Raw genomic sequence first — 23,561 nt, 5'->3', positions numbered from 1 at the left:
AAGGACGTGCCACGCATGAACGAAGCCACACAGCAGCTCAAGCCGGTCGAGCAGATCCCCTCGAAGGAGACCGACCGGGCCACCTGGCAGACGCCCGACTACGAGGTCGTCGACACCGCGCTCGAAGTCACCGCCTACTCCCTCAGCTCCCGCTAGCCGGCGCCATGCTGCTGCTGGTACTCGGCACCGCCGCAGGCGGCGGCATCCCGCAGTGGAACTGCGCGTGCCCCGGATGTTCCGGGGCGCGCGCACATCCGCGCCGGCGCCGCCGCCACGCCTCCCTCGCCGTACGGACCGACGAGGGCCGCTGGTACATCGTCAACGCGACACCCGACATCGGCGACCAGATCGAAGCCCGGACCGAACTCCACCCGGGACCCGGCCCCCGGCAGACACCGGTCGCCGGACTCGTCCTCACCGACGCCGAACTCGACCACACCCTCGGCATCGCACGGCTCCGCGAGGCCGACAGCCTCCAGGTGATCGCCACCGCCCCGGTCCGGCAGGCGCTCCTGGAGCGACTGTGCCTCGACGACGTGCTGGCGCCGTACACCTCCGTGACCTGGCGACCACTGCCGCGGCGCGGCGCGGCGCCGCTGGAGCGCGGTACGCAGGGCGTGCAGATCAGCGGCATCCCGGTGTCGGGCAAGCGCCCGCGGTACGCCGCCGACGCCCCGGACGACGAGGCATGGGTGGTGGCGCTGCGCCTGTACGACCCCGCCTCCGGCACGACCGCGCTCTACGCTCCCGCCCTGGCCGCCTGGCCGGACCACTTCCAGCAGGCCGCCGCCGAGGCCGACTGCGTCATCGTGGACGGCACCTTCTGGGACGACGACGAGCCCTGCCGCACGGGCATCTCCGACCGCACCGCCACCGGCATGGGCCACCTGCCCATCGAAGGACCGGACGGAACGGCCGAGCGCCTCGCGCGTCTCTCCGCCCGGTGCCTCTACACGCACCTCAACAACACCAACCCCCTCGTCGACCCGGCGGCGCCCGAGCACAAGCGGCTCGCACGGCTGGGCATCGAGGTGGCGTCCGACGGGATGGAGATCGAGCTTTGAACACGGCAGCCGTGCATCGCGAATACGGCACCGGTACCGGCCCCGCCGGTACGGCACCCGCCCCGCTCGCGGAGCCCTGGAGCCCCGCGGAGTTCGAGGCGCGACTGCGCGCGGTGGGCGAGGAGCGCTACCACGACTCCCACCCCTTCAACCTCCGTATGCACAGCGGCGATCTGAGCCGGGACGAACTCCGCCGCTGGATCGCCAACCGCTTCCACTACCAGCGCCACATCCCCGTCAAGGACGCCCTGATCACCGCCAAGCTGGCCACCCCCGCGCTGCGCCGCATGTGGCTGCGCCGCATCCAGGACCACGACGGGCAGCAGGAGGGCGAGGGCGGCATCGAGCGGTGGCTGCGGCTGGGCGAGGCGGCCGGCCTGGACCGGGAGACGCTGCTGCGCGCCGACATCGTGCTGCCGGGCGTACGGCTCGCGGTCGACGGATACGTCAACTTCTGCCGGCTGCGCCCGGTCCTCGAAGCCGTCGCCGCGTCGCTGACCGAACTGTCGGCCCCGGACCTGATGCGCACCCGCATCGAGGCCTTCGAACGCCACTACCCGTGGATCGAACCCCACGGCCTCACCTACTTCCGCACCCGTGTCGCCCAAGGCCGGCGCGACAGCGGCGAGGCACTCGGCCTCGTGCTCGGCTGGGCCCGTACCCGGGACGACCAGGAGCGTGCCGTGGCCGCACTGCGCCACAAGTGCGACGTGCTGTGGTCGCTGCTCGACGCCGTGGACCAGGCGGGTCGCAGGGAGCACGGGTGACGGCGGCGACGACCGACTGGCGACCCGTGCCGGCGCCCGGCATCGTCCTGCGGCACGACCATGCCCGCGGCACCGACCTGCTGCTCCTTCCCGAGCGTGTCGTCGTCCTGAAGGGCAGCGCCGGTACGGTCGTCGCCCTGTGCGACGGCACCCGCAGCGTGCGCGACATCGTCGACGAACTGGCCGAACGCTTCCCCGGCTCCTCCGTGGCGACCGACATCCCTGACTTCCTCGGACGGCTGCGCGAGGAGGGCTGGCTGCGATGACCACCGCGCCCGCCCGCCCCTGGGCCCTGCTGGCCGAACTCACTCATGCCTGCCCGCTCCACTGCGGCTACTGCTCCAACCCGCTGGAACTCACGCGCCGTTCACGCGAGCTGACCACGGCACAGTGGACGGACCTGATGCGCCAGGCGGGCGGGCTCGGCGTGGTCCACACCCATCTCTCGGGCGGCGAGCCGCTGTTGCGCCGCGATCTGGAGCAGATCGTCACCGCGGCCGAGACCGCCGGGATCTACACGCAGCTGGTCACCAGCGGCGTGGGCCTGGACGGGGCCCGGCTGTCCGCGCTCGTCTCCGCCGGGCTGCGCAGCGTCCAGCTGTCCGTCCAGCACTCCGACCCGCACGCCTCCGACCGGATCGCGGGACGCCGGTCCTTCGCCGAGAAGGAAGAAGCCGCCACGCTCGTACGGGCCGCAGGTCTCCCGCTGGGCCTCAACGTCGTCCTGCACCGCGAGAACCTCGACGCGGTCGACGCCCTCATCGAGCTGGGCCTGTCCTGGGGCGTGGACCGCATCGAACTCGCCAACACGCAGTTCTACGGCTGGGGTCTGCTCAACCGCACCGCGCTCCTGCCCACCCGCGACCAGTTGGCCCGGGCCCGGGACGCCGTCGACCGGTGGCGGGAGCGCCTCACGCCGGACGGCCCCGACCTGGTCTGGGTCGTCCCCGACTACTTCGACGGTGTGGCCAAGCCGTGCATGGGCGGGTGGGGCGCGGTCTCGCTCACCGTCACCCCGGACGGCACCGTCCTGCCCTGCCCGGCCGCGGCCTCACTGCCGGGCCTCGACCCGCCGAACATCCGCGACCATCCCCTGGCCTGGATCTGGGACCACTCCCCGGCGTTCGGCCGCTACCGCGGCACGGACTGGATGGCCGAACCCTGCCGCGGCTGTTCCCGCCGCGACGAGGACTTCGGCGGCTGCCGCTGCCAGGCGCACGCGTTCACGGGCGACGCCGCCCGCACCGACCCCGTCTGCCGACTGTCCCCCGACCACGGACTGGTCCGGGCACTGGCCGACGACACCGCGGACGAAGGAGCGGCGATCACACGGCGGACGCCGGGCCCGCTCGGCGTCCGCTGACCCGGCCTGCTCTGCCCTGCCCTGCCCGACCATCGAAATTTCGAGTGGTTTCCGGCATCTCGCCCTATGATCTGCAAGCCGGGGTCCATTGATCAACTGGCGTGAAAAACACGCCTGTTCAGGGGGTTGCTGTGCACCTTCGTCCCGTTGTCCTCGCCCTGCCGACGCTGCTGTGCCTCTCGGCGGTCGTGTCGTGCGACGGCTCCGGCTCGTCCAGCGACGACTCGGGCCCCATCGGCGCGCGACAGCTCAAGGGCACCAATCTGTGCACGCTCCTGCCCGAGGACACCATGGCCAAGCTCCTGGGCGTGAAGAAGCTGGAGAGCGATTCCCCGGCAGGCGCGAGCGACGACTGCGACTGGACGGCGCCGGTCGACGGGGCCGCCGACGGCAAGCTCCAGATGGGCAGTTACTACGTGATGGAGGACGCGGAGCAGACAACGGTCGGAGGCCTTCGCGCGCGGCGGCTCATACAGTTCCAGGGCTGCCAGATATCCATCGACACGACGGGCGCGACGGATCCGGCCGGCGAGTCCGGGAAGGCCGACCCGGCCCTGAGGGTCTGGTTCCTGGGCCCCGACGGGTTCGACGACAAGAAGTCCTGCGATGCGGCCGACCGCCTCGCCAAGGCGGCCATGCGGGCGCTGCCGAAGGCGTGAGCCCCCGAGCCCATGCCCCATGGCCCCCTGAGCCCATGGCATAAGGCGCCCGCGCCCATGCCCTAAGGCGCCTCCCGCACGCGGAAAGCCTCCGCGTCCCACATCCCGTCCAGTCGCGGCGCCAGCCAACTCGGTGCCGCCGCACGGAAGTCGGCGGGTGCCAGCGCTCCCGCTCCGGCGGGCAGCGCGCCGAGCAGCGGGGCGCCGGACACCTCCGGCAGGTCCGCGACGTTGCAACGCGAGGCCAGATCGGGGGAGTCGGGCCAGCTGCCGATCACGATTCCGGCCAAGTCGAGCCTTCGCAAGCGCAGTTCGCGTGCCGTCAGCTCCGTCGTGTTCAGCGTGCCCAGTCCCGCCGACGCCACGACCAGCACCGGCGCCCGCAGCAGCTCCGCCGCGTCCGCCAGGGTCCCGCCCGCCGGATCGAACCGGACGAGCAGCCCACCCGCCCCCTCCACCAGCACCAGATCGTGCTCGGTGGCCAGCTTGGCGGCGGCCTCGGCGACGTCGTGCGGACGCACCGGAGTCATTCCGGCCCGCCGTGCGGCAGTGCCCGGTGCCAAGGGCTCGGGATAGCGGGCGATCTCGGTCGCCGTGACGGCACCCGCGAGCCGCGCGACCTCGGCGGCGTCCCCGGGCTCGTCCGGTCGTACGCCCGTCTGGGCCGCCTTGAGTACGGCCACCGACCGTCCGGCGGCGAGCGCTGCGGCGGCGACCGCGGCGGTCGTGACCGTCTTGCCGACCTCCGTGCCCGTGCCGGTGATCACCAGGATCGACATGCTCATCCCTCCCGTGCCGCCGCGCACACCGCGCGCGCGATCCGTGCCACGTCCGCGTCACCGGTGACGTACGGCGGCATCGTGTAGATCAGGTCGCGGAACGGCCGCAGCCACACGCCCTCGCGCACGGCCGCGTCCGTGGCGGCCTTCATGTCGACGTCATGGTCCAGCTGTACGACCCCGATGGCGCCGAGGACGCGCACGTCCCGCACGCCGGGGATCGCGTGCGCGGGCGCCAGCCCGTCCCGCAGGCCCGCCTCGATCCGCTTGACCTCGCCGAGCCAGTCCTGGCCGAGCAGCAACTCGATCGACGCACAGGCGACGGACGCCGCCAGGGGATTGCCCATGAAGGTCGGGCCATGGGCGAGGACCGGGACCTCGCCGCGCGAGATGCCGTCGGCCACGCGAGCCGTGCACAGCGTCGCCGCCATCGTCAGGTAACCGCCGGTCAGGGCCTTGCCCACGCACATGACATCAGGCGTCACGGCCGCGTGCCCGGCCGCGAACAGGGCGCCCGTACGGCCGAACCCGGTCGCGATCTCGTCGAACACCAGCAGCACGTCGTGCGCGTCGCACGCCTCGCGCAGCACCCGCAGATACGCGGGGGAGTGGAACCGCATCCCGCCCGCGCCCTGCACCACCGGCTCGACGATCACGGCGGCCAGTTCGTCGGCGTGCCGCTCGATCGCCGAGCGCAACTGCTCGGCGTACGACTCCTCGTACTCGACCGGGGGCGGGTCCACGAACACCTGGCGCGGCAGTACGCCGGTCCACAGCTCGTGCATCCCGCCCTCGGGGTCGCACACCGACATGGGCTGCCAGGTGTCGCCGTGGTAGCCGCCCCGCCAGGTCAGGAGGCGTTGCTTCGTACCCCGGCCCAGCGAACGCCAGTACTGCAGGCACATCTTGACGGCGACCTCGACCGACACCGAACCGGAGTCGGCGAGAAAGACATGCTCCAGACCGTCGGGCGACATGTCGACAAGGAGCTTCGCCAGGCGTACGGCGGGCTCGTGGGTGAGTCCGCCGAACATCACATGGCTCATCCGGCCCAGCTGCTCGCGCGCCGCTTCGTTCAGTACCGGGTGGTTGTAGCCGTGGATCGCCGACCACCAGGACGACATCCCGTCCACCAGCTCGCCCGAGCCGTCCGCCATCGTCAGCCGGACCCCGCTCGCCGCCTCGACGACGAGCGGTTCGACACGGCCGGGCATGGGGCCGTACGGATGCCAGACGTGCCGCCGGTCCAGCTCGAGCAGCTCGGAGACGGGCAGGTCAGGCATTGGGCGCGAGGTCCGTTCCGGCACCGCGGCGGCGGACGGCGACCAGGTCGGTGCGCGGCTCGGCCGAGGCCGCCGTACCGCAGACGCCACCGTCCTCGTCCCCGTGGGAACCGCACCCCGCACCCTCGTGGGAACCGCAGCCCGCGCTCTCGTGCGAGCCACAGCCGCCCCGCGCGCTCGCCCGGTGCTCCGGCAGGGTCACCTGGTCGGTGCCCTCCACCTCGAACCCGGCGTCCGCGATCATGTCCAGGTCGGCCTTGCCGGTCTGGCCCTCGGTGGTCAGGTAGTCGCCGAGGAAGATCGAGTTGGCCAGGTTCAGGGCGAGCGGCTGCATGGTGCGCAGATGCACCTCGCGGCCGCCGGCGATGCGCACCTCGATGTCCGGGCAGACGAACCGCACCATCGCCAGGATCCTCAGGCAGCGCTGCGGGCTGAGGTTCCACTCCTTGGCCAGCGGGGTGCCCTCGACCGGGATCAGGAAGTTGACCGGAACCGAGTCGGGGTCCAGCTCGCGCAGCGAGAAGACCACGTCCACCAGGTCCTCGTCGCTCTCGCCCATGCCGGCGATCAGACCGGAGCAGGCCGACAGCCCGGCCGCGTGCGCCTTCTGCACCGTGTCCACCCGATCGGCGTACGTGTGCGTGGTCGTGATGTCCCCGTACGTCGACTCGGACGTGTTCAGGTTGTGGTTGTAGGCGTCCGCACCCGCCTCACGCAGCCGCTCGGCCTGGCCGTCGGAGAGCAGACCGAGGCAGGCGCACACCTCGACGCCCTCGTTCTGCTCCTTGATCGCCTTGATGGTGCCCGCCACCCGGTCCACGTCACGGTCGGTCGGGCCACGCCCGGACGCCACCAGACAGACCCGCTTGGCGCCGCCGGCCAGGCCGGCGGCGGCCGCCTCGGAGGCCTGGTCGGGCTTGAGCCAGGTGTACTTCAGGATGCCGGTGTCGGCGCCGAGCCGCTGGGAGCAGTACGAGCAGTCCTCGGGACACAGCCCCGACTTCAGGTTGACGAGGTAGTTGAGTTTCACCCGTCGGCCGAACCAGTGCCGGCGTACCTTTCCGGCCGCGGCCACCACATCGAGCACGTCGTCGTCGGAAGTGGCGAGGACGGCCAGAGCCTCCTCGCGGGTCGGCAGCTCGCGCCGAAGCCCCTTGTCCACCAGCGTGTTCAGCAGGTCCATGAGAGCCGATCCTGTCTTACGGAAGCGCTCCCGGCCAAGGAGAGATTGAACAACAGAGGCACTTCGACGTGTGTGTATTGCCACACCATGGGGTGCGACCCGTCCGGCTAGTGTCTGTCCACTGCCTACAAAAGCCCCGGAGGAGCCATGGCGTTCGGCTGGATCGACGAACAGGCGGAGCTGCGCCGTCGCGCCGGACTCGTACGAACCCTGCGGCCGCGCCCGGCCGGCTCCCCGCTGCTGGACCTCGCGAGCAACGACTACCTGGGGCTGGCCCACCATCCCGCCGTCGCCGAGGGCGCCGCGGCGGCCGCGCGGACCTGGGGCGGCGGCTCGACCGGGTCCCGGCTCGTGACGGGTACGACGGAACTCCACATCGAGCTGGAGCGCGAGCTGGCCGAATTCTGCGGTTTCGAGGCGGCCCTGGTCTTCTCCTCGGGGTACGCGGCCAACCTCGCCGCTGTCACGGCCCTGGCCCCGCACGGCTCGCTGATCGTCTCCGACGCGGGCAACCACGCCTCACTGATCGACGGCTGCCGGCTGGCCCGGGGCGCCACTCAGGTCGTGCCGCACTCCGACCCGGACGCCGTGCGCAAGGCGCTCAGGACGCACGAGGGCACGGCGGTCGTCGTCTCGGACACGGTCTTCTCGGTGGACGGGGACGCCGCACCGCTGGCCGCCTTCGCCGAGGCGTGCCGGGAGCGCGGCGCGGGACTGCTGGTCGACGACGCGCACGGGCTCGGCGTCCTCGGCGACGGCGGCCGGGGCGCCCCGCACGCGGCCGGCCTCGCGGGCGCCGACGACGTCGTCGTGACGGCCACGCTGTCCAAGTCGTTCGGCAGCCAGGGCGGTGTCGTCCTCGGCCCCGCCCGGGTCATCGACCACCTGGTCAACGCGGCCCGGACGTTCATCTTCGACACGGGCCTCGCCCCGGCGGCCGCCGGGGCGGCCCTGGCGGCCCTCAGACTGCTGCGTCGTGAGCCGGAGCGGGCGGCGCGGGCACGCACGGTGGCGGCCGAGCTGCACGCCCGCCTGACCGCCGCGGGTCACGAGGCGGTACGCCCGGACGCCGCGGTCGTCTCCGTGCGCGCGCCGTCCCCGGAGGAGGCCCTGCAATGGGCCGCCGACTGCCGTACGGCAGGCCTTGCCGTGGGCTGCTTCCGTCCTCCTTCCGTGCCCGACGGCATCTCACGGCTCAGGTTGACCGCTCGCGCGGACCTCTCCGAGGCACAGATCGAACGCGCTGTAGATGTGATCGGCGAGACGCGACCATGAGTCGGCGTGACACGGCCGTGTGCCGCACGATGCGGAACTGATCAGGCCTGATCGGAACTGATCAGCCCTTGAACGCGGCCGTGAACTCCGTCCAGCTCCCGGGGGAGACGAGCAGGGCGGGCCCGGCCGGGTCCTTGGAGTCGCGCACGGCGAGGAGCCCGGCCCAGGGGCCGGAGTGCGGCAGTGCCGTCTCCACGCAGTTGTTCGCACCCGTGCTGTAACTGCTGCGCAGCCACCGCACGTCGTGCAGATCGGTACTGGAAGGTACGTTCCGAGGCAGTACGGACATGGTGCCTCCTTACGCGCCGTCACTTATTGCGGCGATGTGATCCAACGAGTCCTCGGGCGAAAGGGCGTGGGACTGAAGGGCGGTGAAGGCCTCGGTATAGGCCCGGAGGTCTTCTTTCCGCTCGAGGTAGAGGCTACTCGTCAAGTGGTCGAGAACAACCACGTCCAGATCAGAAGTGCTCGAAAATGAGAAGATTACGAAAGGCCCGGTGACGCCGACATGGGCACCGGCAGCGAACGGCAGTACCTGAAGCCGCACTTGAGGCAGACGCGCCGCCTCGATGAGCTGTCGCAGCTGTCTCGCCATGACGTCGGGGCCGCCGATCTCGCGCCGCAGCACAGCCTCGTCCAGCACCGCGCTCAGCTCCAACGGCCGGTCCGCGCGCAACACGTCCTGCCTGGCCAGGCGCACCTCGACCAGGGCGTCCAGCCGCTCGTCGTCCAGCCCGCCCACCGCCGCACGGGTCACCTCACGTGCGTACTCGGGCGTCTGCAACAGGCCGGGTACGACGGACGTCTCCAGCGTGCTCATTGCGCTCGCCTGGGACTCCAGGCTGATGAAATCGCGGTAGGTCGGGGGCAGTACCCCCCGATAGGCGTGCCACCAGTGGTGCCGGCCGCCTCCCTCGTCGGAGCCCGCCAACACCATCAGCAACTCACGGAGTTGGGCGTCCGACACGGTGTAGGCGTCCAGGAGTAACCGCACATCGGCCGGTTTCACCCCGCTGGCGCCGGTCTCGATCCGGCTCACCTTCGACTGGTGCCAGCCCACGAGCCGGGCCGCCTCACCACTTGTGAGCCCCGCACTCGTGCGTAACGCACGCAGTTCGGCACCCAGCTTCCGGCGGCGCACCGCGGGACCGTGCTGCATGCGTTACTCCTTACTCCCTCCGGGCCACCCCAATACGGTCTCCCGTCGCAGAGTTCACCGCTTTGAGCGACAGATATATGCATATCTTGGTGGATCGCCACCCGTGACGTCTGCGGTAATGGCACTCTGGCGACGAAGCACCAGTCCGGGACCGTACTCGAACCATCCGCTCCGTGTCGGACTCCGGTCCCGTGGGAAAGGGACGACCGCGCCATGGCAGACCATCTGGAAGCATCCGTCACTCTGCCGAGCGATCCCGCCTCGGTTGCCGCGGCCCGCGGCTACGTGGTCGACACGCTGGCGGAATGGGGATTGCCGGCGGGCACGGAAACCTCCGAGACCATCCGGCTCATCGTCTCCGAACTCGCCACCAACGCCGTACAGCACACCTTCGGGCTGTCACCCACCTTCACGGTGGACGTCGAGCTCCACCATGACGAACAGCTCCGCATCGGCGTCACCGACAGTCATCCCCGTCTCCCGAAACGGCTGCCCGCCGCCGTCCAGCAGGACAACGGCCGGGGCATGGTGATCGTCCGCTGGCTGGCGGCCGAGTGCGGTGGCAGGCTCCGGGTGCGTCCCACCCGGGAGGGCGGCAAGACGGTGTCCATCGAACTTCCGTGGACCGTCCCGGCCGAGCCGGTGCGGGCAGCGGGACAGCAGGAGCCCTAGCGCCGAGGTGCACGGCGCGGCCGCGAGGGGCGAAAAGCGAGAGCGGAAGCGAGAGCGTGGCGACACGGCCCGTGGTGCCCCGGCCCCGTCCAGAGGGGCCGTCAGGGCGCGGTGAGGGCTCCGGCGGCAGGGCGGCGGGGGTTTCCCCCTCGGCTGTGTGCCGAGCCCGTGGAAGGCCCCGCGGGGGCGACGGCCTGTCAGGTCGGCGTCGCCCCCGCGGGAGAGTCAGCTGATCCGGCCGTACCAAACGCTGTTGGTCCAGATCTTCTGCAGTTTCACGACGTCCCCGGTCTTCGGGGCGTGCCAGATCTTCCCCTTCCCTGCGTAGATGCCCACGTGGTAGACGCTGGAGCCCGAGTGGAAGAACACGAGGTCTCCGGCCTTGCGGCTCTTCGAGGAGATGTGGTGGGACTTGTTGTACTGCTGGGCAGCCGTCCGGGGGAGCTTCTTGCCCGCCTTCTTGAACGAGTACAGCGTGAGCCCTGAGCAGTCGAACCTGCGCGGCCCCGAGGCGCCCCACTTGTACGGGGAACCCTTCTTGGAGGCCGCGATCTGAAGTGCCTTCGTCGCGGGCGTGGCGGCCGCGGCGTCGGAAGCGACACCCGGGACCACGATGGAGCCGCCCACGGCGGCGATGGTGAGCGCCGAGGCCGTGCCGGCCCGGGCCATCAGCGACGGGACACGATTGAGCGCAGACATGCGCAACCCTTCGTCAGCCGCCTGTGAAGGATGACCTGTCGGATTCGGGCTGGCGAAGTTGCCCGGCCGCTGACGCGGCTTCACCCCAAGGGCTGCTCGACCCGGCGTCTCCCTACGGAGACGGCCGTTCCGGCGACCCGTCTTGCCTGGGTCCTCCACTCCTGCCGATCCACTCCTGTCGACCGGTCATCCGTGCGGCGGCAGGACTCGGCGTCCGCCCGGATCGCCCCGCCGCTGTGGCGGGGTCTTGTCGTCAGACAGGGATCTTCACCTACAGAAGTCAGAAAAACCCAATGGAACCGTGACTTTGTGTTGTTACTCACCACTCACCCGTTCGGGTGGACACCCCTGTGTTCGAACGGATGTTGAGGCCCCCGACGAGCCCCGGACCAGCGGCGGAACGCATCATTCCGCCCTCGGGCCACGCGCGTTGCGCAACTCCGACGGCCCCGAAAAGGGAGCCTCGCGTCCACCAAAAGGCGGTACGCCGTTTGGTCCGTTTGAACGTCGGTCCGGACACCTCGCGCCGCGGCGAGGTGTCCGGACCGGTCGAACCCGCTTCAACTGGGGGTGTGGGGCGGCAGGGTGACCCTGGCCGTGCGCCGCTCGCCGTCCAGCACCCTGAGGGCGCGTCCCAGAGTCGGGGCGTGCAACTCGTTCTCGCCCCGACGGTGCATCAGCGCCAGCGCGTCGCGCAGCGCCGCCGCCTGGCTCACCAGAGCCTGCGCGGCACGCAGTCCGCGATACGTGTCCCCTTCGTGCGCCGGATTGATACGGCCGAGCAGGTCGACCACGTCGAGGTAACGGTCGATCAGCTCTCCCTCGGCGCGCGTGAGAGCGGGCAGCGGAGGAAGTTCGGGCGGGAGCACCGGGCGCTCACCGACCGGTGGGCGGGGCGAGGGTGGTCCGGCGGCTGGGGATGATCTGGTCCACCAGCCCGTACTCCACCGCTCCCTGGGCATCCAGGATCTTGTCCCGCTCGATGTCCGCGTTCACCTGCTGCGCGCTGCGTCCCGTGTGCCGTACGAGCATCTCCTCCAGGCGGGAGCGCATCCGCGTCAACTCCTCGGCCTGGATGGCCAGATCGCTGGCCTGCCCCTCGACGGGCTCGGCTAGCGACGGCTGATGGATCACCACGCGGGCGCCCGGCAGCACGAACCGCTTGCCCGGCGTGCCGGCGGCCAGCAGCACCGCGGCGGAGGAACCCGCCTGCCCCAGACAGGTCGTCGCCACGTCGCAGGTGACGTACTGGATCGTGTCGTAGAGCGCCGTCATGGCACTGAACGAGCCGCCGGGCGAGTTGATGTACAGCGCGATGTCCCGGTCCGGGTCCTTGTGCTCCAGATACATGAGCTGCGCCATCACGTCGTTCGCCGAGGTGTCGTCGACCTGCGTCCCGAGGAAGACGATCCGCTCCTCCAGCAGCTTCGAGTACGGATCCAGCGACTTGTGCCCGTAGCTCGTGCGCTCGGTGATCTCGGGCAGGACATAGCGGGCGGTCGGTCGGGTCATGGGTGCCCCTCCTTCGGCGTCTGTAAAAAATGTACAGGACGTACGTGACGTTATGATGGGGGCATGGCCTACGAGATTCCGGTGACGCAAGCCAGGGCTGAGCTCGCCGACCTGATCAACCGGGTGGTGTACGGCGGTGAGCGCGTCGTCGTGACGCGGCATGGCAAGCCCCTCGTCGCCCTTGTCTCCGCCGCTGACCTCGCACGACTCGAGGAACTCCAGGAGATCCAGGAGCCGGCCGAGGACCAGGTGATCAGCTCGGTCTCCACCGTCCGCGAGGCGGCGTCCGCTCCCCGCGAACAGCAGCGCTTCGGCATCGCCGCGCACCATCGGGGGCCGGGTCCCTCGTAGGAGACGGATCCCTTGCACAAGAGGCGGATGCGGATCCCTCGTAATAGACGAAAAGACCGTGCACCCCCGTCCGCTACAGCGGGGATGCACGGTCGGTCGGATATGACGGGCGATCAGCCGACGCGGGCGAGCTCCCGCTCGGCGGCCGGCTCGCCCGTCCTGGCGCGCGCCTTGAGCGCCTGGCCGAGCAGTACGGCGCCCAGGCCCAGCACGGCCCACCAGGTGAGTGTCAGGACGGGGCCGGTCGCCGCCGCGCCGTCGAAGAACGACACCGAGCGGAGCAGGGTCGTGCTCGCGCCCGGTGGCAGCCACTGCCCGATCGCGCCGACCGGCTCCGGCAGCATCTGCGGGGCCGACGCCGCGCCGGAGAAAGGGTTGCCGAACAGCATCACGACGCCGGAGGCGATCCCGAGGCCGGCCCGGCCGAGAAGGGCGGCTAGCCCGGCGACGGCGCCGCTCACGGCCAGTGTCGACAGGCCCAGCACGGCGGCCTCCGCCCACCAGTCGCCGGTGAGCACCCCGAGCCAGCTGTGCGCGATACAGGCCGCGGCCACGCCCACCAGGCCGGCGGAAACGACCAGGGCGGCCACGGCGCGGACGCCGCGCAGCCCGAGCATGGTCACCACCGCGCCCGCCGCGATCCCGGCCAGGGCGAGCGGCAGCACGCTGGAGTTCAGTGCCGCGCCACGGGGGTCGTTCGCCGGGGCGGCCACGACGTCGACCGTACGGATCTGCGTGCCGGCGGCCGAGGCCTGCTCTCCCACCGCCTGCCGCAGCAGCTGCGCGACCATCGGGCTCGCGGCCGACGCGGTCAGCAGTTCGGGCCCCTGGGGCGTCACGGCCACCGCGCCGTATACGGTCCGGTCCTCGACGGCGTGGCGGGCCGCGGTCTCGTCGGAGTAGTGGTGGATCTCGAAGGCGCCCTCCTTCTGCCCCAGTTGCCTCTCCAGCTGGGCCGTCGCGGCCGGGGGGCCGGCCACGCCGAGCGGCAGGTCGCGGGGTGCGGTGCGGGCGGCGGGCCAGGCGAAGGCCCACAGCGCCAGTGCGGCGAGCACCGGGACGAGGACGACGACCGCGATCAGACGTCGGCGGTGCGCCTTCGTGGGCGTAGCGGAGTCGGTGGGCATGGGGTTCCCTTTCCGGGATCGAGAGCGGGAGGGGGGCGGGAGCGGGAGCGGGAGCGAGAATAAAAAGAAGGATCGTTCGTTTTGGGTGTCTCCACCGTCCCGCCGTCCGTGCGCCTTGTCAAGAAGGAATGTTCGTTTTAATTTGGGAACCATGGCCCGCGTATCCCAGGAACACCTCGACGCCCGCCGCCGGCAGATCCTCGACGGCGCCGCCCGCTGCTTCGCCCGCAACGGATTCCACGCCACGTCCATGCAGGACGTGCTGAAGGAGGTCGATCTGTCCGCCGGGGCCGTGTACCGCTACTTCAGCGGCAAGGAGGAGCTCATCGCGGCCATCGTCGGGGAGGTGCTCGGCCAGGTCCATGAGGGCTTCGAGGAGGCGGCCCGCAGCAGCCCGCCCCCGCCCCCGGACCTCCTGGTCGCCTCGGTCCTCAGCCGCGTCCTCTCCACCAAGGAGTCCGTGACCGTGGACGGGCGGCCCGCCTTCCCGCGCCTGGTCGTCCAGGTGTGGACGGAGACACTCCGCAACGACGAGCTGGCGGCCCTTCTGCGCGACGGCTACGGCGGTGTGCAGGAGGCCTGGGCGCGGATCGTGCAGGCGTACCAGGACGCGGGGACGATGCGGCCGGACGTGGCCCCGGACCACGTGGCCCGCACGATGATGGCGTCAGCGATGGGCTTCCTCGCACAGCAGGCCCTCTTCGGGCCGATGCCGGCCGACGTCCTGCGCGACGGTCTGCGGGCGTTGATGAGCGTGCGGGATCACAACTCGGTTAACGTGCTTGAAACCCGGTCCAACTAGCCTCTCGATCCACGCCACCAGGGACTTTGCCCCGGGGCTGAGGCAACCGGACCCCGCACGGTCCGGAGCGAGGACTGTGAGGTGGGACGTGCAACTGACACCGCACGAGCAGGAGAGGCTGCTCATCCACGTGGCGGCCGACGTGGCCGAGAAGCGCCGGGCCCGTGGACTCAGGCTCAACCACCCCGAGGCGGTCGCGCTGATCACCTCCCACATCCTCGAAGGCGCCCGTGACGGCCGTACGGTCGCCGAGCTCATGTCCTCCGGGCGCAAACTGCTCACCCGCGACGACGTCATGGACGGCATCCCGGAGATGATCCACGACGTGCAGGTCGAGGCGACCTTCCCCGACGGCACCAAGCTCGTCACCGTCCACGACCCGATCGTCTGAGGTGCCCCGATGATTCCCGGCGAGATCCTGTTCGCGGACGAGCCCGTCGTGTACAACGAGGGCCGCGAGGTCATCCGGCTGACCGTCCTCAACGCCGCCGACCGGCCCGTCCAGGTCGGCTCCCACTACCACTTCGCCGAGGCCAACCCCGGTCTGGACTTCGACCGGGCCGCCGCGCGCGGCAGGCGGCTCAACATCGCCGCCGGTACGGCCGTGCGCTTCGAGCCCGGCATCCCCGTAGACGTCGAACTCGTTCCGCTCGCCGGCGCCCGCGTGGTGCCCGGCCTGCGCGGCGAGACCGGAGGTGCCCTCGATGCCTGAGATCTCGCGCGCCGCGTACGCCGACCTGTTCGGCCCGACCACCGGCGACCGCATCCGGCTCGCCGACACCGATCTGCTGATCGAGATCGAGGAGGATCGTTCCGGCGGTCCCGGACTCGCCGGTGACGAGGCCGTGTTCGGCGGCGGCAAGGTCATCCGCGAATCCATGGGCCAGTCGCGTGCCACGCGCGCCGACGGCACCCCCGACACGGTGATCACGGGTGCCGTGATCATCGACCACTGGGGCATCGTCAAGGCCGACATCGGCATCCGCGACGGCCGGATCACCGGCATCGGCAAGGCCGGCAACCCCGACACCATGGACGGCGTCCACCCGGACCTCGTCATCGGGCCCGAGACCGAGGTCATCGCGGGCAACGGGCGGATCGTGACCGCCGGTGCCATCGACGCGCACGTCCACTTCATCTGCCCGCAGATCGCCGACGAGGCGCTGTCCGCCGGTGTCACCACGCTGGTGGGCGGTGGCACGGGACCGGCCGAGGGGTCGAAGGCGACGACGGTGACGCCCGGTCCGTGGCATCTCGCGCGGATGCTGGAGGCGATGGAGCAGTACCCGCTCAACATCGGGTTCCTCGGCAAGGGCAACACGGTCTCGCACGAGGCGATGCTGTCGCAGATCCGCGGCGGCGCGCTCGGCCTGAAACTGCATGAGGACTGGGGTTCGACGCCTGCCGTCATCGACGCCTCGCTGACGGTCGCGGACCGGACCGGCGTACAGGTCGCCATCCACACGGACACGCTCAACGAGGCCGGGTTCGTGGGCGACACGCTCGCCGCCATCGCGGGGCGCGGCATCCACGCGTACCACACCGAGGGTGCGGGCGGCGGGCACGCGCCGGACATCATGACCGTCGTCTCCGAGCCGCACGTGCTGCCCAGCTCGACCAACCCGACGCGGCCCTTCACCGTCAACACGGCCGAGGAACACCTCGACATGCTGATGGTGTGCCACCACCTCAACGCGGCGGTGCCGGAGGACCTGGCCTTCGCCGAGTCGCGGATCCGGCCGTCCACCATCGGGGCCGAGGACATACTGCACGACCTGGGCGCGATCTCCATCATCTCGTCGGACGCCCAGGCCATGGGGCGCGTGGGCGAGGTCGTCATGCGGACCTGGCAGACGGCCCATGTGATGAAGCGGCGCCGGGGTGCGCTGCCGGGCGACGGGCGTGCCGACAACCATCGGGTACGGCGCTACGTCGCCAAGTACACGATCAATCCGGCCCTCGCGCAGGGTCTTGCGCACGAGGTCGGATCGGTGGAGACCGGCAAGCTCGCCGACCTGGTGCTGTGGGAGCCGGCGTTCTTCGGCGTCAAGCCGCACCTCGTCATCAAGGGCGGGCAGATCGCGTACGCGCAGATGGGCGACGCCAACGCGTCGATCCCGACGCCGCAGCCGATTCTGCCGCGGCCGATGTACGGGGCGATCGGGCGGGCGCCCGCCGCGAACTCCTTCAACTTCGTGGCACCGCTCGCCATCGAGGACGGGCTGCCGGAGCGGCTCTCGCTCGGCAAGCGGTTCGTCGCGATCGAGTCGACGCGCGGGGTCACCAAGGCCGACATGCGCGAGAACGACGCGCGGCCACGGGTGCAGGTCGATCCCGACAGCTTCGCCGTGCACATCGACGGGGAACTCGTCGAGGCGGCGCCCGCCGTCGAACTGCCCATGGCCCAGCGCTACTTCCTGTTCTGATGACTCCTCCGACTTCTCCGACTCCTGTGACTCTTCTGACCCTTCCGGCGGAGTGGTCCTGATGTCGCGGGCAGCACTTCTCGTACTGGCCGACGGGCGCTTTCCCGCCGGCGGCCACGCGCACTCCGGCGGGGCCGAGGCGGCCGTCAAGGCCGGGCGGATCACCGGGGACGCGAGCCTGGAGAGCTTCTGCCGGGGGCGGTTGCACACGGCCGGTCTGGTCGCGGCCTCGCTGGCCGCGGCTGCCGCGCTCGGCGTGGATCCCGTGGAACTCGACGCGGCCGCGGATGCCCGCACGCCGTCGCCCGCGCTGCGGCTCGCTGCGCGCAAGCTCGGACGGCAGTTGATGCGGGCCGCTCGGGCGACCTGGCCCGCGGACGAACTCGACGCCGTGGCAAGGGAGTTCCCCAAGGGGGCGCATCAGCCGGTGGTGTTGGGGCTTGCGGCTCGGGCGGCGGGGCTGGGGGCCGAGGACGCGGCCTACTGCGCGGCGTACGAGAGTGTGAGCGGGCCGGCGAGCGCGACCGTGCGGTTGCTGAGTCTTGATCCGTTCGACGCCACGCGCGTGCTCGCGCGGCTGGCGCCCGAGATGGATCGCGTCGCGGATCGGGCGGTGGAGGCGGCGGGGGTCGTTGCCGAGGCGGGGGTCGATGCACTGCCCGCGGCTTCGGCGCCGTTGCTGGAGATCGCCGCCGAGCTGCATGCCGCCTGGGGCGTCCGGTTGTTCGCCTCGTAGGTGTGTTCGCCCCCTTCGCCCCTTCCCGTCCCGACCCTGGGGGCTCCGCCCCCTGACCCCCGTTTCGGCCTGAACGGCCTCGTCCTCAAACGCCGGACGGGCTGAACGGGCCGGACCCGTGCTGAGAGCGCACCGAAGAAATACAGCCGAGAGTGCACCGAAGGAAAGACAGACACGAGTGCACCGAAGAAGGAACAAGAGGAGCCGCTCCATGCATCTCGACCACTCTCACACCCACGACGGCCCCGCCGCCCTCAGTGCCGACGCCCGGCGCCCCGACGGCTCGCGGCGCGCGCTGCGGATCGGGCTCGGTGGGCCCGTCGGGTCGGGCAAGACCGCCACCGTCGCCGCACTGTGCCGGGCCCTGCGGGACGAGCTGTCCCTCGCTGTCGTCACCAACGACATCTACACCCGCGAGGACGCCGAATTCCTGCTGCGCGAAGCTGTGCTGCCGCCCGAGCGGATCACCGCCGTGGAGACGGGAGCCTGTCCGCACACCGCCATCCGGGACGACATCTCCGCCAACCTCGAAGCGGTCGAGGACCTGGAGGACGAGGTCGGGCCGCTGGATCTGATCCTGGTCGAGTCCGGCGGGGACAACCTCACGGCGACCTTCTCCAAGGGGCTCGTCGACGCCCAGATCTTCGTGATCGACGTCGCGGGCGGTGACGACATTCCGCGGAAGGGCGGGCCGGGGGTGACCACGGCCGACCTGCTCGTCGTCAACAAGACCGACCTCGCGCCGTACGTCGGCTCCGACCTCGGGCGGATGGCGGCCGACGCCAAGGCGCAGCGGGCCGAACTGCCCGTCGTCCTGCAGTCGTTGCGGACCGAGGCCGGTGTACGGGAGGTGGCCGACTGGGTGCGGCAGCGGCTCGCCGCCTGGGCGGCGTGATCGTGAGCGGAGTACGGGCCACCGCTCGGATCGTCGCCCGGGACGACGGCAGGGGCGGTACGGCCCTTCCCGCGCTGGAGGGGGACGGGCCGCTCGCGCTGCGGCGGACGCGGGGGAGTGGCGCCGAGGCGCGGGTCATGCTCGTCGGGGCGATGAGCGGGCCCCTCGGCGGGGACCGGTTCGCGGTGGAGGCGAGGGTGGAGCGCGGGGCGCGGCTGCGTGTCGGGTCGGCCGCCGCCACCATCGCGCTTCCCGGACAGGCGAAGGGCGAGGCACACTACGACGTGCGGCTCGACGTCGCCGACGAGGCGGAACTGGAGTGGCTGCCCGAGCAGTTGATCTCCGCCAAGGGCAGCGATCTGTACGTCACGACGCGAGCCGAGCTCGGAGCCGGCGCGCGGCTCGTGCTGCGAGAGGAACAGGTGCTCGGGCGGGTCGGCGAGGAACCCGGGCGGCTGACCAGTCGTCTTACCGTGCGGGTCGAGGGGCGGACCCTGCTCGACCAGGAACTGGCCTGTGGACCCGGAGCGCCGGGCGGCTGGGACGGTCCTGCCGTGCTGGGCGGACATCGGGCCGTGGGGCAACTCGTCGTCGTACGGCCGGAGTTCGGGGCGGAGCCGGTGGCGGCCCGGGTGCTGGGCGAGGGGGCCGCGCTTGTGCCGCTCGCCGGGCCCGCCGTGCTCGTGAGCGCCGTGGCCACCGACGCCCTGCGGCTGCGGCGGGTGTTGGACGAGGCGCTCGCCGCTCTCGGCTGAATCTCCGCTGAGCGGGACCGTCATCTCCGTTTATCGGATTGGTAAAGAAGGTCAACGACCCCTGTCCTCGGAGACTTCACAGCCGAAAGGATCCCCCTACCAATTGCAAGGACGAAGGGGGAGGTCCCACTTGAGGGATATGAGACGGAACAGGCGGGTTGCGGCGCTCGGCTCGGCCGGAGCGCTCGTCACGGCCGCACTCATAGCCGGCGCCGTCGCGGCGCCGAGTGCCAGCGCGAGCTCCGGCTCGCGGCACGGACAGGACCGCGAGGCGCGCGGAGAGACCATCGCCGCCCAGCGGGCCGCCGCGGTCGGCATCGACTGGCAGGACTGCCCCGCCGACTGGGGGTTCGCCAAGCCGATCCAGTGCGGCTGGGTCAGCGTCCCGCTCGACTACGCCAAGCCGTACGGCAAGCAGATCAAGCTCGCCGTCGACCGCATCGGCAACACCGGCACCAAGGCGGAGCGTCAGGGCGCCCTCGTCTACAACCCCGGCGGCCCCGGCGCCTCCGGCATGCGCTTCCCGACCCGGGTCACCGCCAAGAACCCGATCTGGGCCAACACGGCCAAGGCGTACGACTTCGTGGGCTTCGACCCGCGCGGCGTGGGCCACTCCGCGCCCATCTCCTGCATCGACCCGCAGGAGTTCGTGAAGGCGCCCAAGGCGGACCCGGTGCCGGACTCCGAGGCCGACAAGCTGGCCCAGCGCAAGCTGGCCCGCGAGTACGCCGACGGGTGCGCCGAGCGCAGCGGCAAGGCGATGCTCGCGCAGATGACCACGCCCAACACCGTGCGCGACCTGGACGTGATCCGTGCCGCGCTCGGCGAGAAGAAGCTCAACTACCTGGGCGTCTCCTACGGCACCTACATCGGCGCCGTCTACGGCACGATGTTCCCTGGCCATGTGCGCCGCATGATCGTGGACAGCGTGGTCAACCCCTCGCGGGAGAAGATCTGGTACCAGGCCAACCTGGACCAGGACGTCGCCTTCGAGGGCCGCTGGAATGACTGGGAGGACTGGGTCGCCGCCAACGACGCCACCTTCCACCTCGGCACCACGCGCGCCGCGGTACAGGCGAAGTGGCTCGAACTGCGCGCCACCGCCAAGAAGAACCCCATCGGCGGGGTCGTCGGCCCGGCCGAGCTGATCGGGTTCTTCCAGAGCGCCCCGTACTACGACTCCTCGTGGGTGCCGGTCGCGACGGTCTTCAGCAAGTACGTCGCCGGTGACACCCAGGCGCTGGTCGACGCCGCCGCCCCGGACCTGTCGGACACCGCGGGCAACATCAGCGCGGAGAACGGCAACGCCGTCTACACGGCCGTCGAGTGCACGGACGTCAAGTGGCCCACCAGCTGGAAGAAGTGGGACCGCGACAACACCGAGCTGAACAAGAAGTACCCGTTCATGACCTGGGCCAACGCCTGGCTGAACCTGCCGTGCGCCACCTGGCCGGTCAAGCAGACCAGCCCCGTGGACGTCAAGACGCACAAGGGGCTGCCGCAGGTCCTGATCGTGCAGTCCACGCGTGACGCCGCCACCCCGTACGACGGCGCCGTCGAACTGCACAAGCGCTTCAAGGGCTCCCGCCTGATCACCGAGAAGGACGCGGGCTCGCACGGTGTGACCGGTCTCGTCAACCCGTGCATCAACCCTCGGGTCGACAGCTACCTGCTCACCGGCAAGCTGGACACCCAGGACGTGACGTGCACCCCGCACGCAACGCCCAAGCCGTAACCGGCAGTTGAACGAAGTGAGGGGCGGCCGGAACACTCCGGCCGCCCCTCATCCGTTGCTCTGCCCGCCCTATCGCAGCGGCATCCGCGGGAACCGGCGCTCCTTCGCGCGCTCCTGCTCCGCCTGCTGAGCCTTGGCGACGGCGGCGTACTCGTCGACGTACTCCTGCTCGGACAGCTTCAGGATCGCGTACATGATCTCGTCGGTGATGGCCCGCAGGATCGCCTTCTCGTTCTCCATGCCGGCGTAGCGGGAGAAGTCGAGGGGCTTGCCGAAGCGGATGACGACGGGGTGGAGGTTCGGGATCACCTTGCCGGGGGGCTGTGCCTCGAAGGTGCCGATCATCGCGCAGGGAATCACCGGGACCTGTGCCCTGAGTGCCATCACGGCGACGCCGACCTTGCCCTTGTAGAGGCGGCCGTCGTGCGAGCGGGTGCCCTCCGGGTAGATGCCGAGCAGCTCGTCCTTGCGCAGAACGCCGAGGCCCTCGCGGATCGCGGCCTGGCCCGCTTCCTTGCCGGTGCGGTCCACCGGGATCTGCCCCGCGCTGCGGAAGAACGTCGCGGTGAGGCGGCCCTTGATACCGGGCCCCGTGAAGTACTCCTTCTTCGCGAGGAAGGTGATGCGGCGCTTGAGGATCGCCGGCATCAGGAAGTGGTCCGAGAACGACAGATGGTTGCCGGCGACGATGGCCGGACCCGTTGCCGGTACGTGTTCGAGTCCTTCGATACGAGGCCGGAAAACCAGTCTCAGCAGTGGTCCCAACAACACGTATTTGAGCACGTAGTAGAACAAAGGGGTCGCTCCTCACTCCGGCGGATCGCCTGTGCCGCCGCGTTCCAGCAGGTCAACCGGCGTGTCGTGGGGCTGCCAGTGTATGTGCAGGCGCAGTTCGCCGGAACACGGCGGGATGCCGCGTCGCGAGCGGGGGGACAACTGCGGCACCAGCCTCCAGTTACCGGCCGGTAGACAGCAACCGGATGCGAATTCATGGCTCGATCACGCCCAACTGCTGGCAGGCTCCCGGCCCTTGCGTACACGCCGCCCCCTCTGCTCGGTGCCGCTCTGTCCGGATCGGTTCCGCCCGGTCACAGCTGCACGATGACCAGGGCGGTGTCGTCGGTGGCGCCCACCGGCGACAGCAGCTCCAGGAGCACCGCGTCCGCGAGGACCTCGGGGCCCGCACCGCGGTGGCGGCCGAGGGCGTCGGCGAGACGTGCCAGGCCGGTGTCGATGTCCTCGTCCCTGCGTTCGATCAGGCCGTCCGTGTACAGGGCGAGGACGGCACCCGCCGCATATTCCGTGCGGGCCTGCGGTCTGGGGGCCGGGTCGGCCTCGGCGTCGAGCGGCGGGTCGGTGGCCTGGTCGAGGAACTCGACACGGCCTTCGGCATGGACGAGGACGGGCGGGGGATGCCCGGCGCTGCTGTAGGTGATGGTCCGCTCGTCGAAGTCGATGAACGTCGTGACGACGGTGGCGGACTCGGCGCCGTCGACCACGTGCGCGTACCGCCCCAGCACGTTCAGCGCCTGGGCCGGGCCGTCGGCCACGCGCGAGGCGGCGCTCAGGGCGCTGCGCAGCTGGCCCATGGCGCACGCGGCCGCGAGACCGTGCCCGACCACGTCGCCCACCGCCACGCTGATGCGGTCGCCGCCCACCAGGTCGACGAGGTCGTACCAGTCACCGCACACGTTGAGCGCGCCGACGGCGGGCCGGTAGCGCACGGCCGCGTGGTGGTGGCCGACCTGCCGGGGGGCGGGCAGCATCGCCTCCTGCAGCGCGAGGGCCACCTCGCGCTCGCGGGCATGCGCCTGCCGCAGCCGCTCGTTGAGTTCCTGCAGTTCGCGCGCCCGGGTGTACAGCTCCGCCTCCAGCACCCGGCCCCGGCTGCCGACGCGCCCGCCCCGCGCCCTGATCAGCTCGGTGACCTCCTCGACGCGGTGCACCAGCAGCGCCACCTTCCCGTCCGGCCCGAGCACCGGCGCGTTGACCGGACTCCAGTAGCGCTCCTCCCACACCCCGGGCCGCTCGGGGTTCTCCACGTCGTAGCGCTGCAGGGCCATGGCGTCGCGCCGGCCGGTCTCCAGCACCCGCTGCAGCGAGGCCGCCAGATTGCGCATACCGGATGCCGCCGAGTCGTTCGGGTTGTCCGGGAAGACGTCGAACAGATAGCGGCCGACCACCTGCTCGCGGGCCCGCCCGGACGACCGGAGGAACTCCTCGTTGGCGTCCGCGTACACCAGCTCGGGGGTCAGCAGCGCCACCATGCCCGGCAGACACTGGAACACCCCCGCGTAGTCGATCGCCGCATCGTTCATG

28 protein-coding genes and 1 riboswitch are annotated in these 23,561 nt (G+C 71.0%); of the genes, 17 read left to right on the top strand and 11 right to left on the bottom strand.

What is annotated here, in order from left to right; all coding sequences use genetic code 11:
- Positions 1-15: 15 nt before the first annotated feature.
- The 6 genes from pqqA to OG870_RS07180 all read left to right on the top strand — a co-directional run bounded on the left by pqqA (position 16) and on the right by OG870_RS07180 (position 3,853).
- Positions 16-156: a pyrroloquinoline quinone precursor peptide PqqA gene (gene pqqA, locus OG870_RS07205; protein ID WP_266527557.1), complete on the top strand. Its 141-nt coding sequence runs from the start codon at positions 16-18 to the stop codon at positions 154-156.
- An 8-nt stretch (positions 157-164) separates the two neighbouring features.
- Positions 165-1,064, top strand: coding sequence for a pyrroloquinoline quinone biosynthesis protein PqqB (gene pqqB / locus OG870_RS07200; RefSeq protein WP_266841563.1), 900 nt, complete (start codon positions 165-167; stop codon positions 1,062-1,064).
- 104 nt (positions 1,065-1,168) lie between these two features.
- Entirely contained in the window at positions 1,169-1,831 is a 663-nt protein-coding gene (gene pqqC / locus OG870_RS07195) for a pyrroloquinoline-quinone synthase PqqC (RefSeq protein WP_405626718.1), read from the top strand.
- Entirely contained in the window at positions 1,828-2,097 is a 270-nt protein-coding gene (gene pqqD / locus OG870_RS07190; protein ID WP_266841565.1) for a pyrroloquinoline quinone biosynthesis peptide chaperone PqqD, read from the top strand. Before pqqC ends, pqqD begins: the two co-directional genes overlap by 4 nt.
- The gene (pqqE, locus tag OG870_RS07185) at positions 2,094-3,194 is read left to right on the top strand and encodes a pyrroloquinoline quinone biosynthesis protein PqqE (RefSeq protein WP_327690768.1); all 1,101 of its coding nucleotides are present in this window, start codon (positions 2,094-2,096) and stop codon (positions 3,192-3,194) included. The genes pqqD and pqqE overlap by 4 nt, the downstream gene beginning before the upstream one ends.
- Before the next feature lie 131 nt (positions 3,195-3,325).
- Positions 3,326-3,853 (top strand): hypothetical protein, encoded by a 528-nt coding sequence (locus OG870_RS07180; protein ID WP_327690767.1) that lies wholly within the window; start codon positions 3,326-3,328, stop codon positions 3,851-3,853.
- Positions 3,854-3,915: 62 nt separating this feature from the next.
- Here OG870_RS07180 and bioD read toward each other — a convergent pair whose 3' ends face one another.
- Genes bioD through bioB form a run of 3 tightly spaced genes read right to left on the bottom strand, consistent with a single transcriptional unit; the run spans position 3,916 to position 7,098 of the window.
- The gene (bioD, locus tag OG870_RS07175) at positions 3,916-4,632 is read right to left on the bottom strand and encodes a dethiobiotin synthase (protein ID WP_266588530.1); all 717 of its coding nucleotides are present in this window, start codon (positions 4,630-4,632) and stop codon (positions 3,916-3,918) included.
- Positions 4,633-4,634: 2 nt separating this feature from the next.
- Positions 4,635-5,915, bottom strand: a complete 1,281-nt coding sequence (locus OG870_RS07170; RefSeq protein WP_266923333.1) for an adenosylmethionine--8-amino-7-oxononanoate transaminase — start codon at positions 5,913-5,915, stop codon at positions 4,635-4,637.
- Positions 5,908-7,098, bottom strand: coding sequence for a biotin synthase BioB (gene bioB, locus OG870_RS07165; RefSeq protein ID WP_266527539.1), 1,191 nt, complete (start codon positions 7,096-7,098; stop codon positions 5,908-5,910). Before bioB ends, OG870_RS07170 begins: the two co-directional genes overlap by 8 nt.
- A 147-nt stretch (positions 7,099-7,245) precedes the next feature.
- Here bioB and OG870_RS07160 point away from each other — a divergent pair, with 147 nt between their 5' ends.
- Positions 7,246-8,373 (top strand): 8-amino-7-oxononanoate synthase, encoded by a 1,128-nt coding sequence (locus OG870_RS07160; RefSeq protein WP_266923331.1) that lies wholly within the window; start codon positions 7,246-7,248, stop codon positions 8,371-8,373.
- 61 nt (positions 8,374-8,434) lie between these two features.
- On the opposite strand, the gene OG870_RS07155 is transcribed toward OG870_RS07160, so the two are convergent.
- Together OG870_RS07155 and OG870_RS07150 are read right to left on the bottom strand one after the other, a co-directional pair.
- On the bottom strand, positions 8,435-8,662 hold the full coding sequence (locus tag OG870_RS07155; protein ID WP_266527534.1) for a DUF397 domain-containing protein: 228 nt from the start codon (positions 8,660-8,662) through the stop codon (positions 8,435-8,437).
- Positions 8,663-8,671: 9 nt separating this feature from the next.
- Entirely contained in the window at positions 8,672-9,532 is an 861-nt protein-coding gene (locus OG870_RS07150; RefSeq protein ID WP_266527531.1) for a helix-turn-helix domain-containing protein, read from the bottom strand.
- Between the two features lie 213 nt (positions 9,533-9,745).
- Between OG870_RS07150 and OG870_RS07145 the strand changes: the two genes are divergently transcribed.
- A complete protein-coding gene (locus OG870_RS07145) occupies positions 9,746-10,204 on the top strand; it encodes an ATP-binding protein (protein WP_266586284.1) in 459 nt (152 codons plus the stop codon).
- Between the two features lie 225 nt (positions 10,205-10,429).
- Here OG870_RS07145 and OG870_RS07140 read toward each other — a convergent pair whose 3' ends face one another.
- The 3 genes from OG870_RS07140 to OG870_RS07130 form a co-directional block, all read right to left on the bottom strand.
- Positions 10,430-10,903: a C40 family peptidase gene (locus tag OG870_RS07140; protein ID WP_266527525.1), complete on the bottom strand. Its 474-nt coding sequence runs from the start codon at positions 10,901-10,903 to the stop codon at positions 10,430-10,432.
- A 3-nt stretch (positions 10,904-10,906) separates the two neighbouring features.
- A riboswitch (cyclic di-AMP (ydaO/yuaA leader) is annotated at positions 10,907-11,048 on the bottom strand.
- Positions 11,049-11,463: 415 nt separating this feature from the next.
- Positions 11,464-11,772 carry a hypothetical protein gene (locus OG870_RS07135; protein ID WP_266527522.1) on the bottom strand — a complete coding sequence of 103 codons (309 nt, stop codon included), beginning with the start codon at positions 11,770-11,772 and terminating at the stop codon, positions 11,464-11,466.
- Between the two features lie 7 nt (positions 11,773-11,779).
- A complete protein-coding gene (locus OG870_RS07130; protein WP_266527519.1) occupies positions 11,780-12,415 on the bottom strand; it encodes an ATP-dependent Clp protease proteolytic subunit in 636 nt (211 codons plus the stop codon).
- A gap of 63 nt (positions 12,416-12,478) precedes the next feature.
- Between OG870_RS07130 and OG870_RS07125 the strand changes: the two genes are divergently transcribed.
- Positions 12,479-12,766 (top strand): type II toxin-antitoxin system Phd/YefM family antitoxin, encoded by a 288-nt coding sequence (locus tag OG870_RS07125; RefSeq protein WP_266527516.1) that lies wholly within the window; start codon positions 12,479-12,481, stop codon positions 12,764-12,766.
- Between the two features lie 113 nt (positions 12,767-12,879).
- Here the strand turns inward: OG870_RS07125 and OG870_RS07120 are convergent, their stop codons facing one another.
- The gene (locus OG870_RS07120) at positions 12,880-13,893 is read right to left on the bottom strand and encodes an ABC transporter permease (RefSeq protein WP_266586288.1); all 1,014 of its coding nucleotides are present in this window, start codon (positions 13,891-13,893) and stop codon (positions 12,880-12,882) included.
- Positions 13,894-14,044: 151 nt separating this feature from the next.
- Between OG870_RS07120 and OG870_RS07115 the strand changes: the two genes are divergently transcribed.
- From OG870_RS07115 to OG870_RS07080, 8 genes are all read left to right on the top strand, one after another.
- Positions 14,045-14,695: a TetR/AcrR family transcriptional regulator gene (locus tag OG870_RS07115; RefSeq protein ID WP_266527511.1), complete on the top strand. Its 651-nt coding sequence runs from the start codon at positions 14,045-14,047 to the stop codon at positions 14,693-14,695.
- 88 nt (positions 14,696-14,783) lie between these two features.
- Positions 14,784-15,086 (top strand): urease subunit gamma, encoded by a 303-nt coding sequence (locus OG870_RS07110; protein WP_162468422.1) that lies wholly within the window; start codon positions 14,784-14,786, stop codon positions 15,084-15,086.
- 9 nt (positions 15,087-15,095) lie between these two features.
- On the top strand, positions 15,096-15,407 hold the full coding sequence (locus OG870_RS07105) for an urease subunit beta (RefSeq protein WP_266527506.1): 312 nt from the start codon (positions 15,096-15,098) through the stop codon (positions 15,405-15,407).
- Positions 15,400-17,121 carry an urease subunit alpha gene (locus OG870_RS07100; protein ID WP_266923328.1) on the top strand — a complete coding sequence of 574 codons (1,722 nt, stop codon included), beginning with the start codon at positions 15,400-15,402 and terminating at the stop codon, positions 17,119-17,121. The genes OG870_RS07105 and OG870_RS07100 overlap by 8 nt, the downstream gene beginning before the upstream one ends.
- A 61-nt stretch (positions 17,122-17,182) precedes the next feature.
- Positions 17,183-17,857: an urease accessory protein UreF gene (locus OG870_RS07095; RefSeq protein WP_266586292.1), complete on the top strand. Its 675-nt coding sequence runs from the start codon at positions 17,183-17,185 to the stop codon at positions 17,855-17,857.
- A gap of 211 nt (positions 17,858-18,068) precedes the next feature.
- The gene (gene ureG, locus OG870_RS07090; RefSeq protein ID WP_266527498.1) at positions 18,069-18,752 is read left to right on the top strand and encodes an urease accessory protein UreG; all 684 of its coding nucleotides are present in this window, start codon (positions 18,069-18,071) and stop codon (positions 18,750-18,752) included.
- Complete coding sequence (locus tag OG870_RS07085; protein ID WP_266527686.1) at positions 18,740-19,507, top strand: urease accessory protein UreD; 768 nt, start codon at positions 18,740-18,742, stop codon at positions 19,505-19,507. Before ureG ends, OG870_RS07085 begins: the two co-directional genes overlap by 13 nt.
- A gap of 139 nt (positions 19,508-19,646) precedes the next feature.
- Complete coding sequence (locus tag OG870_RS07080; protein ID WP_266586294.1) at positions 19,647-21,242, top strand: alpha/beta hydrolase; 1,596 nt, start codon at positions 19,647-19,649, stop codon at positions 21,240-21,242.
- A 69-nt stretch (positions 21,243-21,311) separates the two neighbouring features.
- Here OG870_RS07080 and OG870_RS07075 read toward each other — a convergent pair whose 3' ends face one another.
- Positions 21,312-22,037, bottom strand: coding sequence for a lysophospholipid acyltransferase family protein (locus OG870_RS07075; RefSeq protein ID WP_266527493.1), 726 nt, complete (start codon positions 22,035-22,037; stop codon positions 21,312-21,314).
- Positions 22,038-22,330: 293 nt separating this feature from the next.
- On the bottom strand, positions 22,331-23,560 hold the full coding sequence (locus tag OG870_RS07070; protein WP_266527490.1) for a PP2C family protein-serine/threonine phosphatase: 1,230 nt from the start codon (positions 23,558-23,560) through the stop codon (positions 22,331-22,333).
- Position 23,561: the final 1 nt, after the last annotated feature.

Source organism: Streptomyces sp. NBC_00461, from assembly GCF_036013935.1.
Classification (GTDB): domain Bacteria; phylum Actinomycetota; class Actinomycetes; order Streptomycetales; family Streptomycetaceae; genus Streptomyces.
Note: the sequence above shows the minus strand (reverse complement) of the source record. Positions and strands in the feature narration are given on the sequence as shown.